Here is a 16789-nt window from a genome sequence, read left to right as displayed (position 1 = left end):
CTGGCGGCCGAGCCGATCTCCCGGCGCACCGAGGCCCGGACCGTGCGCAGGCGTCTGCGCGCCGTCATGGACGATCCCTCCTCCCCGGGGACCGCCGCCCTGGACCTGCTCGACCTCCAAGTCGCCGCGCATCCCTGACCGTGTCGTGTGCCACCGGCCGCGCCGCCGGTCGGCCCGATACCCACGACCACCCGCGCATGGGCGTGGTCGGCCCGAACGGCGTGAAGAGGTCCGAGTCGCCGGGCGACCTGGTGTTCGTCTCCAAGCTGCATGAGGAGGGCGTGGGCTCGGCGATCGGCTTCGCGGTGGAGCGGGCCCGAGGAGAGGGTATGAGGGGCGCGATGATCGAGATCGGGGACGACCTTGGACACGAGCCGGTGCGGGCCGGCCACACCGAGGCCGGGTTCACCTCGGCGCTCGTCAATCGGTACTTGGAGAACCTCTGATGTGGCGCCGGAGGCCTCAGCCTCTGGTGGGCTCACGGTCGGGGGCCAATGCCTGGGAGATCTTGGCCGCCAACCGGGCCGAGGGGATGTCGGTGTGCGGGCGCCAGGCCAGGTCACCGAAGGTATGCGAACCGACCGGTACCGTGGCGGCGGTCGCGCGGTACAGGTACAGGAACGTGAAGTGCCGGTGCTCGGGCTCTCCGAGGTCGAGCGACTCGGGTACCAGGTGCGAATCCAGGTCCGAAGGCAGGTCTTCGGAGGTGGCCACCAGCTGTTCGGGAACCAGTCCGGTGATCTGGGTCAACCGGTCCCGCGCGGCCTCGTGCAGGGCCCCGTCGGTTTCGGTGAGGTGTCCGCCCGGCAACAGCCATGAACCCCTGGAGTCCTCCCGGACCATCAGCACCCGCCAGCACGGGTCCAGAACCACGGCCCCCGCGGTCACGTGCCCGATACGGAATTCTTTGGGTGAAGCCAGCTCATGCTCGTCGTCCAAGGCCTGGACCAGGGGAGCGGCCGCGTCGACCTCCTTGGGGAAGCGTTCCAGATAGGCGTCCAGCACGGCGCGGACATGCGTGTTGGGGATGCTCAATATCGCTCCAGTCGTTCCAGCCACGTGGCGCACCCAGCATTCCGGCTGAGGACGGGGCTGAACAGTTCCCACGCTGGCCGAAGACCAGCCGAGAACGGAAAATCCCCTCCCGCCCCTAGGCCAAGGCCTGCTCCCGCTCCGGCTCGGTCTCCTCGTTCGCCGTGGCCCGCGACCGGGCCATCATCCGGTCGTCCACCACACGGATCACCGTGATCGCGGCGATCGCCACCCCCGCCACGGTCAACCCCGTCAGTACCTTGGTCGGATCGCTCACGTCCAGGTCGAAGAACCACCGCCCCCACGGTGTCACCATCGCCAACGTCAGCAGCCCCACCATGGAACCGACCAGCGCGACCTTCCACCACACGTACGGTTTGGCCACCAGCAACAGCACCCACAGCGTCGTTACGCACAACGTGATCACCACCGCTGTGCGGTCGGAGGGGTCGGGCACCGTGCGGCCGCCCAACACCAACAGGTAGGTCGTCACCGCAGCGAACCCCGACACCAGACCGGAGGGGATCGCCAAACGCAACGTCCGCAGCACGAACCCGGGCCGGGCGATGTCGGTGTTGGGCGCCAAGGCCAGGAAGAACGAGGGGATACCGAACGTCACGGCGTTGATCAGGGTGGCGTGCCGGGGGAAGAAGGGGTAGGCGACGGCCAATAGACCCACGACGATGGCCAACGTCATCGTGTACACGGTCTTGGTCAGGAACAGGCTCGCCACCCGCTCGATGTTGCCGATCACCCGGCGGCCTTCGGCCACCACCCGAGGCAGGACGGCGAATCGGTCGTCCAACAGCACCAACTGCGCCACCGAACGCGACGCGGGGCTCCCCGCGCCCATCGCCACACCGATGTCGGCCTCCTTGAGGGCCAGTACGTCGTTGACGCCGTCACCGGTCATGGCCACCGTGTGCCCGCGCTCACGCAGCCCTCGCACCATGTCGCGCTTGCGTTCGGGGGTCACCCGCCCGAAGGCCGAACCGGCCTCGACCTCGCGCGAGAAATCCTCGAACCCCTCGGGCAGCTCTCGGGCGTCCACCGGATGCTCGGCACCCGCCAACCGCAGTTCACGGCCGACCGCGCCCACCGAGGCGGCGTGGTCACCGGAGACGATCTTGACGTTCACGCCCTGGTCGACGAAGTAGTCCAGGGCCGGGGCGGCGTCCTCGCGTACTCGCTGGTCCAGCACCACCAGGGAGACCGGCTCCACCGACCCCGGGGCGAGACCGTCGTCCACCCGTGCCGAGGCTCGGGCCAGCAGCAGAACCCGCAACCCCTGTGCGCTCAGCCGGGCGGCCTCGGCCGCGGCGGGGGAGTCCGAGGACACCAGGACGTCGGCGGCGCCCAGCACCCAGTGCTCCTCACCGTCGGGGGTGAGCAGGCTCGCACCGCTCCACTTGCGCGCGGAGGAGAACGGGGCCAAGGCCGTGACCGCCCACTCCGGGGCGGGCTGCCCTTGGGCCGCGCAGCCCTCGGCGATCGCGACCATGCTGGGGTTGGGATTCGGGTCGCTCGAGGCCAGGGCCGCCAACACCCGGACGGGTGAGATCGCGGGAGTGTCCTGGGTTCGCCCTTCCCCGCCCTGGCGCGACAGACCCCCCAGGTCATGGATCCGGGCCAACCTCATGCCGACCTCGGTCAGGGTGCCCGTCTTGTCGGTGCACACCACGTCCACCCGGGCCAGCCCTTCGATCGCGGGCAGTTCCTGCACCAGGCACTTGTACCGCCCCAGACGGATCACCCCGACGGCGAACGCGATGCTGGTCAACAAGATGAGCCCTTCGGGGATCATCGACACCAGGGCCGCCACCATGCTGCGCAGAGCGTCCGCGAACGGTCCCAAGATCCCGTTCGAGGCGGCTCCTGCGTCCAGGGTGACGTGGCCGCCCATGAACAGCTGGCTGTAGATCAGCAGGCCGCCGATCGGGAAGAGGGCGAAGGTGATCCAGTGAAGGATCCGATCGATCCCCGAGCGCAGCTCCGAGTGCACCAGGGAGAAACGGCTCGCCTCCTCGGCCAATCGGGCCGCGTAGGCGTGCCGACCGACCTTGGTGGCCCGGAAGCGACCCGCGCCCGCCACCACGAAGCTGCCCGACATCACGGTGTCGCCCGGTCGTTTGACCACCGGGTCGGCCTCACCGGTCAGCAACGACTCGTCGACCTCCAGACCACCGGCCCAGGTGAGCACACCGTCCACGACGATCTGGTCACCCACGCCGATCTCCAGGACCTCGTCCAGCACGATCTCCTGGGTGGCCACGTGGACGGTCGCGCCGCCCCGGACCACGCGGGGACGGGCGGCGTTGACGATCGCGAGCTTGTCCAGGGTGCGCTTGGCACGAAGCTCCTGAATGATGCCGATCAGCGTGTTGATCACGATGACCATCGCGAACAGCCCGTCCTGGACCGGCCCGATCACCGCGATGATCGAGAACAACACCGCGATCATCGCGTTGATCCGGGTGAAGACGTTGCCCCGGATGATCTGGACGACGCTGCGGCCGGCCCGGATCGGGACGTCGTTGGTCCGGCCGGTGGCGACGCGTTCGGCGACCTCCTCCAGCGACAGTCCCGGCTCCTGCGGCGGCCCGGTCAGGGACGGTGAGGGTCCCGGGGCGGTCGCCGTGGAGGCCGGACCCTTGTGGGGCCGGTCTGCTTTTTCGGGCACGAATGACTCCTGGTCAGGCGGGCGAGATGAGGAGGGGTCGGTCATGACGGCACTCGGGAACACACCTGTGACCGACTTCGGTCTCGTTGAGAACAAGAGTAGAGAGCCCTCAGACTAGAAGAGGACAGGCCACGAGAGCTCGGGCCGGGGGAGGTCGAGTCAGGAGGGTCCACGTCAAGAGGCGCTAAGGTCGGCTTTCGGAACGGTCGTCGGAGGCCCCTCACCCCGGGATTCGAAGTGGAACACCGGCGACCGACGGGAACCACCACCGTGAGCTCCCAGGGGGACACATGTGCACCGTCATCGTCGGTTTCGATCCGGACGCCACCACACCGTTGGTCGTGGTCGCGTTGCGGGACGAAATGCGCTCACGCCCCTGGGAGTGGCCGGACCACCACTGGCCGGAGCGGCCCGATCTGATCGGTGGGCGCGACAGCCTGGCCGGAGGGACCTGGTTGGCGGTCGATCCCACCGGCCCTCGTGCGGCCGCGCTGCTCAACGGGTGGCCCTGGGATGGACGGATGCCCTGGGAGGGGAGTTATCCGGCGAGCCGGGGGGACCTGCCATTGCACGCGTTGGGGCGACGGGCCCGGGAGCCCCGGGCGGCACTCGACCCCTTGGCGGGACAGGATCCGACCGGTTACGCGCCCTTCCACCTGTTGGACGCCGACACGCGCCAGGCCACCCTCTACAGCTGGGATGGCAGGTGTATGGACGTCAGGTCCTTGCCTACGGGGGTGACCACCATCGTCAACACCGGGTTGGACGCGGTCGATCCCCGGGCGGCCCGGCACACGCCCGAGTTCGCCCGGACCCGCCCGGACCCGGACCTGTCCAGCGCCGATACGGTGGAGGAGGTCTGGGGAGAGTGGCCCGGACTCATCGCCGAGGCCGCTCATGCCACACCGAGATCCGCCGGGGTGGGGCCCACCCAGGGGGACCCCTCCGCGTTGATCGCCCACGCCGACCTGGGTGAGGGGCGGGTGTGGTCGACGGGTTCGGTGACGCTGCTGGCGATGGACGGGGAGACGGTTCGTTACGCCTTCACCGACACCCCGGCCCGCTCCGAGGCCTGGCGGATGATCGATACCTGACGCAGAGATCTCCTCAAGTCACCGCAGGTCGGTAAGGGCAGGAGAATTCTCGGCCGGAAGTTTTCCGAAAGCGCGTCATAGGCGGGCTGCGAGAGCGTCTCATCTCAGACAGCAGTCCACGATCACGACCCTTTCCAAGGAACACGCCATGATGAGCGCCCACTCCGTCTCCGCGTCCGCCCCGCGTCCCCTGGGCGATCCCGCCGATCTGGTGGGGCAGTGGGTCCGGGTGCGGACCGACGGCACCGTTGGCCTCCTCCTGACCGCCGATGACGCCTCGTGGAGTATGCGCACGCCCACCGGTCTCCGTTCCGGACTGGGGCGTTTGGCGGCCGAGCCGGTGGCCGAGCGCTCTCAGGCCAAGTCCGCCCGCAGGCGTCTGCGCGCGATGATGGACGACCCCTCTTCCCGCGCCGCCGAGGACCTGGATCTGCTCGAGGCGCAACTGGCCGTCCACCCCTGACCGAGCCCGCTTCCCTTGGGCCTCCCGCCCCGGCCGCGTGCCGGGGCGGGACCGGTGCTCGCCATCACCTCCAGGTCGCGTAAACCCTCCGTGTAACCGGGGCGTCCCTCAGTTAAGGCGGCCCCAATGGTCGTCGACGGTGTGTCGACAAGCGCGCCGACAGCACAGGGGGTCTCCCATGTCCGACCGCAACGGTCACTATCTGGAGTCGATCGCGTACTGGCTGCTCTACGTCGTCTCCGTCAGTGGGGCGCTGCTGCACTGGCGGCTGGGGAACGAACTCCTCGCCGCGGGCTGTGGTGCCACCGCCGTGCTGAGCGCGCTCCTCATCGGCCGAGGACGGGTCTCCCAGGCCGCACAGTAACGTCCAGGGCCGAGATATTCCCATCCCCTCTGCGGTGATCATCACCCGCGCACGAGAGCGACATCGGTGCGTTGGTCGAGCACCCGTGCGGATAGTCTTCCCTCATGCGTTCATGGTCTGTGCCTGACATCGTCCCCCTGCCGGGTGCCGGAGGCCCCCTGCGTATCCACGACACCGCCACCGGGCGGATAAGGACGACGACGCCTGGTGCCACCGCGGGGATGTACGCCTGCGGAATCACCCCCTACGACGCCGCCCACATGGGACACGCCTTCACCTACTTGACCTTCGATCTGGTCAACCGCGTCTGGCGGGACGCCGGGCACGACGTGAACTACGTGCAGAACACCACCGACATCGACGACCCCCTCCTGGAACGGGCCACGGCCACCGGTGTCGACTGGCGCGACCTCGCTCACCGAGAGATCGACGTCTTCCGTGAGGACATGGCCGCGCTTTCGGTCATCCCGCCCACTTCCTACGTCGGGGTGGTGGAGTCGATCGACCTCATCAGCGAACTGGCCGCGCGTATCCGCCAGACCGGGGCCACCTACGAGCTCGACGGCGACGTGTACTTCTCCGTGGCCGAGGCGCCCGGGTTCGGTGAGATCAGCGGGCTGGACCGTGAGCAGATGCTGGAGCTGTTCGGCGAACGAGGTGGAGACCCCGGGCGCGGTGGGAAGAAGGACCCGCTCGACTGGTTGCTGTGGCGGGCCGAACGCCCCGACGAACCCTCCTGGGACAGCCCGCTCGGCCGTGGCCGCCCCGGCTGGCACATCGAGTGCAGCGCCATCGCCCTGGACCGGCTCGGTCCGTCCTTCGACCTCAACGGTGGCGGCAACGACCTGATCTTTCCGCACCACGAGATGGGTGCGGCCGAGACCCGTTGTGCGACCGGTGGCCCCAACGCCCATAATCACCTGCACGTGGGCATGGTGGGCCTGAACGGCGAGAAGATGTCCAAGTCGCTGGGCAACCTCGTGTTCGTCTCCAAGCTGCGACAGGAGGGGGTGGACCCGGCGATCATCCGTTTGGCGATGCTCTCCCATCACTACCGCGGCGCCTGGGAGTGGACCGACGCCGAACTCCCGGCGGCCACCGAACGCGCCGAACGCTGGCGCGCCGCCTTCGCCTTGGGGGCCGCTCCGGACGCCGCCCCCGTGCTGGCCGCGGTGCGTGCCGCGCTCGCCGAGGACCTGGACTCCCCGGCGGCCCTGACCGCGGTGGACACCTGGGCCGCCACCGCCCTGTCCGAGGGCGGGAGCGACACGGGTGCGCCGGGCCTGGTGCGCGCCACCGTCGACACCCTGCTGGGCGTCAAGCTCTGAGTGCCTCCGTGCCCGCCGTGAGGGCGGGCACGGAGAACCCCGGGCCCGACCGTCATGACCACCTGTGGCCACGACCGACCGAAACACCCCCGACGGTCGGTACGACGTGATGTGATGGTGCTCATGAGTACCACCACGACCAGTACCCCCACTCGCCCCAGCGCGCCGGCGGAACTCATCGCGGACTTCGTCTCCACCGGTGGCCGCCTCGCGGACCGGTCCGATCTCGCCCGATTCCTGCGTGAACACCGCCTGGTCACCGAGGGGGCCATCCCGATCACCCTCGCCGACCTGGACGAGGCCCTGACCCTGCGCGATGGCATCCGCGCCCTGCTGGACCGCTCGACCACGCCGGACCCCGAGACCCTGGCCCGGGCCCAGAAGGTCTTGGACGGGCTGCGCGTCACCGTGCGCCTGGAACCCGTCGAACAGGCCGAATCGCCCCTGGCCCCGGCCGTGGTCGACGAGGTGCGTCGTGGCCTGGCCCGTATCGCCGGGGCCTGGGCGGCGGTGGTGGCCACTGACGAATGGCGCCGCATGCGCCGTTGACCCCTTAGGCGCGGTGGTACTCCAAGAACTCCTCCCACCGGGGAACGATGTCCACCAGGCGGTAACGGGAGGCGGACTCCAACGCCGCCGCACCCATGCGGTGGCGTTCCTCGCGGGCCTCCACCAGCCGGAGCAGGGAACGTCCCAAGGCTTCGGTGTCCTGTGGCGGCACGAGCAACCCGTTACGTTCGTGGTCGATGATCTCGCCGGGACCGTGCGGGCAGTCGAAGCTCACCACCGGAAGCCCCACGGAGAAGGCTTCCACGATGGTCATCCCGAAGCCCTCCACCTTGGAACTCACCGCCAGGATCGACGCCTTGGACAGCTCATCGGGCAACTCCTTGGTCTTGCCCATGAGCGTGACGTGGTCCTCGATGTTCAGCCGACGGGCCGTCTCGGTGATCTGGGTGGCCCTGTCCCCGTCACCGTAGATACGCAGGTTCCACTCGGGATGCTTCTTTGCCACCTGAGCGAACGCCTCGACCAACTTGGGATACTGCTTGATCGGGGACAGGCGTCCGGCGGCGGCGATCACGGACTCGTCCAGGGTCGCCCGTGCCGGGACCTGCGGTTCCAGGGCATTGGGGATGACGGTGAGGAAGTCGCCTCCGCGTCCCAGCAGCCGCCGGTAGGCGTCCCGGTCGGCTTCGGTCAGCACGCTCAGCCCGTCCAGGTCGTGGTACCGCCGGTCGATCGCCTCGAGCAGATCGGACTTGTGCTCGGCCAGGTTGAGGTGCTCCTGACCGATCACGCACAGGCGTTTGGGCGCCCAGGCCGCCAGGAGGAGGTTGATGCCCGGACGGGTTCCGATCACCACGTCCGCGTCGGTGACGCGCAGGTAGCGATGGAGGCCGGAGACGGCCTCGGGGGTGTAGTTCTTGTTGCGGGCGAGCTCGGATTCGGGGATCACGGAGCGGGCGCGTCGCTGCCACCAGGCCTGTGTGAACCGACTCAGGGGTCGCCCACCTTCCTCGGTCTGATCGTCCAGGGCGTGCATGTGCACCCGTTCGTCCAGCGTGAAAAAGGGGTGGCGGCGTTTACGGACCAGGCTGACGATCTCGACCTCGTGGTGCGCGGACAGTCCGCGAGCGAGGTTGTGGACGGTGCGCACGGTGCCGCCCATGGCGTAGCCGTTTGCGATGACAAAGGCGATTTTCACAGGTACGTCCCCCCGAGCCCTCCCCTCGCGGGCGGAAGGGACGATCGGTCCGGGTCATCTCCGGAGGCGCACCGTCAGGACAGGGGCGGCCGGGCGTGGCCACGACTTCCCCTCACGACGGTTCCCCTCGCGTTCCTCCGGGCCGCGAGCCGTGTCCAGGAAAAGGTAGTCGCCGACACCTAAAAAACGTGTAATGTCATCATTACCTCAGGTAATGATCTGTTACGTTTCGTCCTCACGGCGCAGGTACCGCTCGAACTCACGGGCGATGGCGTCCCCGGAGGCCTCGGGCAGGTCCACCGTGTCCTTGGCCTCCTCCAGGCCACGCACGTAGGCGGCGATGTCCTCGTCCTCGGCGGTCAGGCTGTCGACGTCGCTCTCCCACGAGACCGACTCCTCCGGTAGATCACCGAAGGGGACCTCGGCGCCCACGAAGTCCTGAACCCGGCTCAACAACGCCAGGGTGGCCTTCGGGCACGGGGGGTGGGCCACGTAGTGCGGGATGGCGGCCCACAGGGAGACCGTTTCGATTCCCGCGGCGTCGAAGCGCTCGTGCACCACACCGACGATGCCGGTGGGTCCCGAGTAGGTGGAGGGGTCCAGGCCGTGGCGGGCTCCCAGCTCGGGCGGCGAAGCCATGCCGCTCACCGGGACGGGGCGCGTGTGCGGGGCGTCGGCCAACAGCGAACCCAACAGTACGATTCGTCGCACGCCCAGTTCACGGGCGATGGCCAATAGGTCGGCGGTGTAGGAACGCCACCGCAGGTTGGGTTCGGGGCCGCTCACCAGCACCACGTCGTGGCGTGCGTTCGAGGGGCGTACCACTCGTACTCGGGTGGTGGGCCACTCGACCTCGCCCAGTCGCCCCTCCACCACGGACATACGCGGTCGGGTCACCTGGAAGTCGTAGTAGTCGTCCGGGGCCAGCGCGCACAACTCCTGCGCGCCCCACATGTCGGACAGGTGTTCCACGGCCAGGCTCGCGGCCTCACCGGCGTCGTTCCACCCCTCGAACGCCGCGACCATCACAGGCTCGACGAGCTCTCGGTCGAGCTTGAACATGACGGCCCCTTCCTGGACGTGGACGCCTCCCACCCTATGGGGTGCCGCCATGCCCGGGAAACCGTTGCGCACGGTCACCTCCTGAAGACCGGCGCGTGAATTTGAGACACTTATCTCAAATATTGAGACAAATAAAGAGATGTCTTCGTGAAGAAGGTGGTCCAAAGGGAGTGAAGGCGTTGTTCTGGGATACCCGTCTCATGGAGCGAAATGGGAGATGGGGTAGCCTCACGGTCAGCGACTGACCAGGACCTTGACGTCCCCAGCCGCCTTCACCCGCTGCGCGTCGTGGTCCGCACAGGTGCCGTTCCCCGCGAGCGACTCCCCCGATTCCGCGATGCCCGAGACTAGAGTTGCCGATATGAGAGATCGACGGACATTCCGTGAAGCACTGTCCCAGCGAGTGATCGTTGCGGACGGGGCGATGGGCACCATGTTGCAGGCGCACGATCTCGACCTCGATCAGTTCGAGGGGCACGAGGGTTGCAATGACATCCTGAACATCACCCGACCGGACATCGTTCGGGACACCCACGCCGCCTTCCTCGAAGTCGGGTCCGACTGCGTCGAGACCAATACCTTCTCCGCCAACTACGGCGGTCTGTTCGAGTACGGGATCGAAGACCGCACCTACGAGATCGCCGAGGCCGGAGCGCGTGTCGCCCGTGAGACGGCGGATGCCTACTCCACCTCCGAACAGCCCCGCTACGTGCTGGGTTCGGTCGGTCCGGGCACCAAGCTGCCCACCCTGGGGCACGCCCCCTACGCACTCCTGCGCGACCACTACGAACAGGCCGGACGCGGGCTCATCGACGGCGGCGCCGACGCCATCTTGATCGAGACCTGCCAGGACCTGCTCCAGGTCAAGGCCGCGGTGATCGGAGCCAAGCGAGCCCGCAAGGCACTGGGCAAGGACGTTCCGATCATCGCCCAGGTCAGCATCGAGACCAACGGCACCATGCTCATGGGGTCGGAGATCGGTGCCGCCCTGACCTCCCTGAGTCCCTTGGGTATCGACGTCATCGGTCTCAACTGCTCCACCGGCCCCGCCGAGATGAGCGAACACCTGCGTTACCTGGCACACCATTCGCCCATCCCGATCTCCTGCATGCCCAACGCGGGTCTGCCGGAATTGGGACCCAACGGCGCCGAGTACAACCTCACCCCCGAGGAACTGACCGACGCCCACGACACCTTCACCTCCGAGTTCGGGCTCAGTCTGGTCGGCGGCTGCTGCGGCACCACCCCCGAACACCTGCGCCAGGTCGTGGAACGGGTGCAGGGGCGAGGCCTCAAGAACCGCAAGCCGGTGGTGGAGGCCTCGGTCTCCTCCCTCTACCAGAGCGTCCCCTTCCGACAGGACGCCAGCTACCTGGCCGTGGGCGAGCGCACCAACGCCAACGGTTCCAAGAAGTTCCGCGAGGCCATGCTGGCCGAGGACTGGGACACCTGCGTGGAGATGGCCCGGGACCAGATCCGCGACGGTGCCCACGTCTTGGACGTCAACCTCGACTACGTGGGTCGTGACGGCGTGGCCGACATGCGCGAGCTCGCCTCCCGCCTGGCCACCGCCTCCACCCTGCCGCTCATGCTCGACTCCACCGAGCCCTCGGTCCTGGAGGCCGGCCTGGAGGCACTGGGCGGTCGCGCGGTGGTCAACTCCGTCAACTACGAGGACGGTGACGGTCCCGACTCGCGCTTCACCCGCATCATGGAGCTGGTCTCCGAACACGGTGCCGCGGTGGTCGGCCTGTGCATCGACGAGGAGGGCCAGGCCCGCACCGCCGAACACAAGGTGCGCGTGGCCACCCGGATCATCGAGGAACTCACCGGCGAGTGGGGGATGCGGACCGGTGACATCGTCATCGACTGCCTCACCTTTCCCATCACGACCGGACAGGAGGAGACCCGTCGGGACGGCCTGGAGACGCTCAACGCCATCCGGGAGATCAAGGAGCGCTACCCGGACGTGCAGACCACCCTGGGTCTGTCCAACCTGTCCTTCGGCGTCAACCCGGCGGCCCGCATCGTGCTCAACTCCGCGTTCCTGCACGAGGCGGTCCAAGCGGGGCTGGACTCGGCGATCGTGCACGCCTCCAAGATCGTGCCGATCAACCAGATCCCCGAGGACCAGCTCAAGGTCGCGCTGGACATGATCTACGACCGTCGTGAGGGCGACTACGACCCGCTGTCCACCTTCATCGACATGTTCACCGGAGTGGATGCCAAGTCCATGAGGGCCTCCCGCGCCGAGGAACTGGCCGCCCTGCCGTTGTGGGAGCGCCTGGAACGGCGCATCATCGACGGTGAGCTCAACGGTATCGAGACCGACTTGGACGAGGCTTTGGTCCAGCGCCCGGCTCTGACCATCGTCAACGACACCCTCCTGGCGGGCATGAAGACCGTCGGCGAACTGTTCGGCTCCGGTCAGATGCAGCTGCCGTTCGTCCTCAAGTCCGCCGAGGTGATGAAGGCGGCGGTGGCCTACCTCGAACCGCACATGGACAAGACCGACGACGACGGCAAGGGCCGCATCGTGCTCGCCACCGTCAAGGGCGACGTACACGACATCGGCAAGAACCTCGTCGACATCATCTTGTCCAACAACGGCTATGAGGTCGTCAACCTGGGCATCAAGCAGCCCGTGTCGGCCATCCTGGAGGCCGCGGAGGAGAAACGCGCCGACGTCATCGGGATGTCCGGCTTGCTCGTCAAGTCCACGGTGATCATGAAGGAGAACCTGGAGGAGATGAACTCCCGCGGGATCTCCGAACGGTTCCCGGTGCTGTTGGGCGGCGCCGCGCTCACCCGTTCCTACGTCGAGCAGGACCTGGCCGACATGTTCGGTGGTGAGGTTCGCTACGCCAAGGACGCCTTCGAGGGCCTGCGCCTGATGGACACCATCATGGCCATCAAGCGCGGTGACGAGAACGCCAAGCTGCCCGAACTGCGTCAGCGCAGGGTCAAGCGGGGCGCCACCCTGAAGGTCACCGAACCCGAGGAGATGCCCGCTCGCAGCGACGTGTCCACCACCAACAAGGTGCCGACCCCGCCGTTCTGGGGCGACCGGATCAGCAAGGGCATCGCCCTGGCCGACTACGCCTCCTTCCTCGACGAGCGCGCCACCTTCATGGGGCAGTGGGGACTCAAGGCCGCCCGTGGCGGTAACGGCCCCACCTACGAGGAGTTGGTGGAGACCGAGGGCCGCCCGCGGATGCGGATGTGGCTGGACCGGATCCAGACCGAGGGGCTGCTGGAGGCCGCGGTCGTGCACGGCCACTACCCTTGCTACAGCGAGGGGGACGACCTGGTCGTGCTCGACGAGAGCGGATCGGTCGAACGTACCCGCTTCACCTTCCCGCGCCAGCGTCGCGACCGGCACCTGTGCCTGTCGGACTTCTTCCGCCCCAAGGAGTCGGGGGAGCTGGACGTGGTCTCCTTCCAGGTGGTGACGGTGGGCTCGGCGATCAGCCGGGCCACCGCGGAACTGTTCGAGAAGGACGCTTACCGCGACTACCTGGAGTTGCACGGATTGTCGGTGCAGCTGACCGAGGCCTTGGCCGAGTACTGGCACACCCGCGTGCGCGCGGAGCTGGGATTCGCGGGGGAGGACCCGGCCGAACTGGAGGCCTTCTTCAAGCTCGGTTACCGGGGGGCCCGCTTCTCCCTGGGTTACGGGGCCTGCCCCGACCTGGAGGACCGGGCCAAGATCATGAGTCTGTTGGAGCCGGAACGGGTGGGGGTGACGTTGTCCGAGGAGTTCCAGCTTGTTCCCGAACAAGCCACCGACGCGATCGTCATTCATCACCCCGAGGCGACATACTTCAACGTCTGACCGGCCGAGGCTCGGCCCCATCGGTGTTCGGCACCGGTGGGGCCTTCCCCGTGCCGGGTTCGAGGGCCACGAGTCGAGATGAGTCGATTGAACACTGTGAATACCCGACCGAGCGAGGGGAACCGGGCCGGCGGCCGCCGGCTGCAGGCCGTCCTGCTGGACATGGACGGGACCCTCATCGAGAGCGAACATCTGTGGAACGAGGCCGAGGCCGAGCTCGTCGCCGACCTGGGCGGGGTGTGGACCGAGGAGGACCACATCAAGAACGTCGGCAACGCCGCGGAGCCGGTCGGGCGTTACATCATCGGTTTGACCGGGGTCGATCTCACCCCGCGCCAGGTCGCAGACCGTCTCTACGCCCGATTCATGAGCAAGCTGAAGGCGGGCACGGAGTTGCGTCCCGGGGCCAAGGAACTGGTGACCCTGCTGTCGGAGTCGGGCGTGCCGGTGTCGCTGGTGACCTCCACCGAACGTGAACTGGTGGCCACCGCCATCGGCGGAATCGGGTTGGAGAGCTTTGACGACTCGGTGGCCGGGGACGAGGTGGCCGCCAACAAACCACACCCCGACCCCTACCTCGAGGCCGCCCGACGATTGGGCGTGGACCCGAGGCGCTGTGTGGCGGTGGAGGACTCCGTGGTCGGAGTGACCTCGGCCGCCGACGCCGGATGCGCGACCGTGGCGATCCCCAATCACGTGGAGATCCCGCCCCGTGAGGGTGTGGTGTTCCGGGAGAGCCTGGTCGGGATCGACCTGGACTGGTTGGAGTCATTGGTCGCCGACCGCTGATCTGGAGGGGGACCGCGGGTAGCGTGGAGGTCTGGGAACTTCACGCCCACGGGCGCATCGACTCCCGGTGCGGGGCTCATCGGTTCCGGATGGGTGAGACGACCTAGGGGATGAGCCGGATGTGTGTTCGGGCGTGGGATGGGAGACTGGGCACATGCCTGACACTCTGACTATGACGTCCGGCCTCACCCTGGGGGCCGCGCTCGCCGCGGTGGGCCTGATCATCTCGTTCTTCGTGTGGCGCCGGAAGGGCCTGGCCTACGGGCTGCGCGGTATGGCCTGGTCGATGCTGCCGTTGGTGGCGGGGTTGCTCGGTCTGATGAACGTCATCATGCAGTTCGTGCTCGGGCTCTTCGGCGTTCTGGCCGGGCTGGTGTTCAACCCGATCGTGTGGATCGGTGTGGCCCTGGTTCCGCTGATGGTCATCCTCTACGTCGTCTCGGGGATCATGAAGGCGCGGGGGATCGGCGTGAAGAAGTCCGGTGCCCAGGGCAAGGCGTCGGAGGGGGGCGGACCGGGTGCCGAGGCCCAGGGCGGTCCGGCGGCCGATCCGGCCAGGCCCACCGCCGGCCAGGTCAAGGCGCCTCAGCAGAAGAAGGCCGGTGGCGACGAGGACCTCGACGAGATCGAGGCGTTGTTGCGCAAGCACGGCATCGAATGACCTGATGGCCCTGTTCCTCCCGGACACGGGGAGACGGGGAGACCGATGACACGACGGTGGTCCCGGTGAAGCGGGGCCACCGTCGTCGTGTGTCCGAAGCCGCGCTGCGGTCATGTATCAATACGGCCTGTTTCATGGCGCTTGTCATAGTCCAGGGCTCTCTGTTCCTTTCTCCGCAGGCGTACTCGTAGGGTGTGGGAGGCCTGAGTCGACGGCCGTCACCCCACATCGCCCCTGTCATCCGATGAATGAGAACTTTGTGGGCTTTAGTTCCCATGTGGAGTGTTTGTTAGGTTTTATTACGATTGAGCTACATGGGTGATGACTGGACAGGGTGCATCCATCGGGGGAGTAAGTTAGTCGCTGTGTAACATCCCGGGCAGAACGGTCCATCTGGGTGTCGATCCTCTCGAAGTGATCGCCCTCCCGTGTGCCGGCGCCGACGTGGTGGCCGATCCCTCCCACCACGCCTGACGCGAAAGCCCGCACCAGCCCGTGTCGAGAACCGACCGGCCCCACCGTGAGACCCGCAAGGTCACCCCTTGGGCGGCTCACGCGTGGGTTCTGTCCTCTCGGTCAGAAGCGCAAGAGTGGAGAGTGGTGGCCTGATGAGTGCGCCCTCGCAAGTCCCTGAGTCGTCCGAAAGGGTCGACACCGTGGACGTCGCAGCGGCGGCCACCGAAGGTCGTAGTGACGCCGCGAACCGGTCCCTGCGGCAGATCGCCTGGCAGCGTCTGCGCCGCGACAAGGTCGCCATGGTCTCCGGCGTCGTCGTGGTGCTGCTCATCCTGGCGGCGATCTTCGCGCCCCTGCTGACCAAGTGGTTCGGGCATCCGCCCACCCAGTTCCACCAGGACCTGATCGACCCCAGTCGGCGCATCCCCTACGTCGACCCCGACAACCCCGAACTGGGAGTGGACCGCTGGGGCGGCATCAGTGGCGACCACCTGCTCGGCGTCGAACCCACCACCGGACGTGACCTGTTCAGCCGCATCGTCTACGGAGCCCAGATCTCCCTGCTGGTCGCGTTCCTGGCCACTTTGGTCTGCGTCGCCCTGGGCACCCTGCTCGGTATCATCGCCGGCTACATGGGCGGCTGGGTCGACACCGTCATCAGCCGTGCCATGGACATCTTCCTGGCCTTCCCGTTGGTGCTCTTCGCCATCGCCCTGGTCGGCGTCATCCCCGAAGGCGTCCTCGGACTGACCGGCAACGGGCTCAGGATCGGCGTCATCGTCTTCATCATCGGTTTCTTCAACTGGCCCTACATCGCGCGCATCGTCCGCGGACAGACCCTCGCCCTACGCGAGAGGGAGTTCGTGGAGGCGGCCAAGAGCCTGGGCGCCGGCAACCGGCACATCCTCCTCAAGGAGATCCTGCCGAACCTGATCACGCCGATCATCGTCTACGCCACGCTCCTGATCCCCACGAACATCCTGTTCGAGGCGGCGCTGAGCTTCCTGGGCGTCGGTATCAACCCGCCCACCCCCAGCTGGGGCAAGATGCTCTCCGAAGCGGTGCCCTTCTACCAGCAGGCGCCCTACTTCATCATCTTCCCGGGTCTGGCGATCTTCATCACCGTGCTCGCTTTCAACCTGTTCGGTGATGGCCTGCGCGATGCCTTCGACCCCAAGACCTCGGACTGATCTCCGTTCGGGCGGGGCGGCCCCGACCTCCCCGCCCGGACGTGGATCAACCCGCGGGTCCAATCATCCCCACACCAGGTCCCAAGAGAGGTAGTTCCTTGAGGAAACGCACCCTTGGCTTCGTCGC

Annotated in this window: 14 protein-coding genes; 10 read left to right on the top strand and 4 right to left on the bottom strand. The window is 67.6% G+C overall.

Going from position 1 to position 16789, the window contains the following annotated elements; all coding sequences use genetic code 11:
- Nucleotides 1-140: 140 nt before the first annotated feature.
- The gene (locus tag D472_RS0112680) at nt 141-446 is read left to right on the top strand and encodes a hypothetical protein (RefSeq protein ID WP_033303698.1); all 306 of its coding nucleotides are present in this window, start codon (nt 141-143) and stop codon (nt 444-446) included.
- A gap of 16 nt (nt 447-462) precedes the next feature.
- Here D472_RS0112680 and D472_RS0112675 read toward each other — a convergent pair whose 3' ends face one another.
- Both D472_RS0112675 and D472_RS0112670 read right to left on the bottom strand, forming a co-directional pair.
- The gene (locus D472_RS0112675) at nt 463-1035 is read right to left on the bottom strand and encodes an NUDIX domain-containing protein (RefSeq protein WP_017604861.1); all 573 of its coding nucleotides are present in this window, start codon (nt 1033-1035) and stop codon (nt 463-465) included.
- A gap of 115 nt (nt 1036-1150) precedes the next feature.
- Nucleotides 1151-3712 (bottom strand): HAD-IC family P-type ATPase, encoded by a 2562-nt coding sequence (locus D472_RS0112670; protein WP_033303695.1) that lies wholly within the window; start codon nt 3710-3712, stop codon nt 1151-1153.
- A gap of 290 nt (nt 3713-4002) precedes the next feature.
- Between D472_RS0112670 and D472_RS0112665 the strand changes: the two genes are divergently transcribed.
- The 5 genes from D472_RS0112665 (at nt 4003) to D472_RS0112645 (ending at nt 7510) form a co-directional block, all read left to right on the top strand.
- Entirely contained in the window at nt 4003-4806 is an 804-nt protein-coding gene (locus tag D472_RS0112665) for an NRDE family protein (protein WP_017604859.1), read from the top strand.
- A 151-nt stretch (nt 4807-4957) separates the two neighbouring features.
- Entirely contained in the window at nt 4958-5269 is a 312-nt protein-coding gene (locus D472_RS0112660) for a hypothetical protein (protein WP_239642963.1), read from the top strand.
- Nucleotides 5270-5447: 178 nt separating this feature from the next.
- Nucleotides 5448-5633, top strand: a complete 186-nt coding sequence (locus tag D472_RS28645) for a hypothetical protein (RefSeq protein ID WP_017604857.1) — start codon at nt 5448-5450, stop codon at nt 5631-5633.
- 104 nt (nt 5634-5737) lie between these two features.
- Nucleotides 5738-6961 (top strand): cysteine--1-D-myo-inosityl 2-amino-2-deoxy-alpha-D-glucopyranoside ligase, encoded by a 1224-nt coding sequence (gene mshC / locus D472_RS0112650; protein WP_083903455.1) that lies wholly within the window; start codon nt 5738-5740, stop codon nt 6959-6961.
- A 123-nt stretch (nt 6962-7084) separates the two neighbouring features.
- Nucleotides 7085-7510, top strand: a complete 426-nt coding sequence (locus tag D472_RS0112645; protein ID WP_026117634.1) for an ABATE domain-containing protein — start codon at nt 7085-7087, stop codon at nt 7508-7510.
- Nucleotides 7511-7514: 4 nt separating this feature from the next.
- On the opposite strand, the gene D472_RS0112640 is transcribed toward D472_RS0112645, so the two are convergent.
- Together D472_RS0112640 and D472_RS0112635 are read right to left on the bottom strand one after the other, a co-directional pair.
- Nucleotides 7515-8669: a glycosyltransferase family 4 protein gene (locus tag D472_RS0112640; RefSeq protein ID WP_026117633.1), complete on the bottom strand. Its 1155-nt coding sequence runs from the start codon at nt 8667-8669 to the stop codon at nt 7515-7517.
- A 222-nt stretch (nt 8670-8891) separates the two neighbouring features.
- Entirely contained in the window at nt 8892-9731 is an 840-nt protein-coding gene (locus D472_RS0112635; RefSeq protein WP_017604853.1) for a PAC2 family protein, read from the bottom strand.
- Between the two features lie 361 nt (nt 9732-10092).
- On the opposite strand from D472_RS0112635, the gene metH reads away from it, so the two are divergent.
- The 4 genes from metH to D472_RS0112615 all read left to right on the top strand — a co-directional run bounded on the left by metH (nt 10093) and on the right by D472_RS0112615 (nt 16662).
- On the top strand, nt 10093-13566 hold the full coding sequence (metH, locus tag D472_RS0112630; protein WP_083903454.1) for a methionine synthase: 3474 nt from the start codon (nt 10093-10095) through the stop codon (nt 13564-13566).
- A gap of 78 nt (nt 13567-13644) precedes the next feature.
- Nucleotides 13645-14355, top strand: coding sequence for an HAD family hydrolase (locus D472_RS0112625; RefSeq protein ID WP_033303692.1), 711 nt, complete (start codon nt 13645-13647; stop codon nt 14353-14355).
- A gap of 154 nt (nt 14356-14509) precedes the next feature.
- Entirely contained in the window at nt 14510-15016 is a 507-nt protein-coding gene (locus tag D472_RS0112620) for a cellulose synthase (protein WP_239642962.1), read from the top strand.
- A 608-nt stretch (nt 15017-15624) separates the two neighbouring features.
- Nucleotides 15625-16662: an ABC transporter permease gene (locus D472_RS0112615; protein WP_026117632.1), complete on the top strand. Its 1038-nt coding sequence runs from the start codon at nt 15625-15627 to the stop codon at nt 16660-16662.
- Nucleotides 16663-16789: the final 127 nt, after the last annotated feature.

Origin of the sequence: Nocardiopsis alkaliphila YIM 80379 (assembly GCF_000341005.1) — a bacterium.
Lineage (GTDB): Bacteria > Actinomycetota > Actinomycetes > Streptosporangiales > Streptosporangiaceae > Nocardiopsis > Nocardiopsis alkaliphila.
The sequence above is the reverse complement of the archived record's forward strand: the minus strand, read 5'-3'. Positions and strand labels throughout refer to the sequence as shown.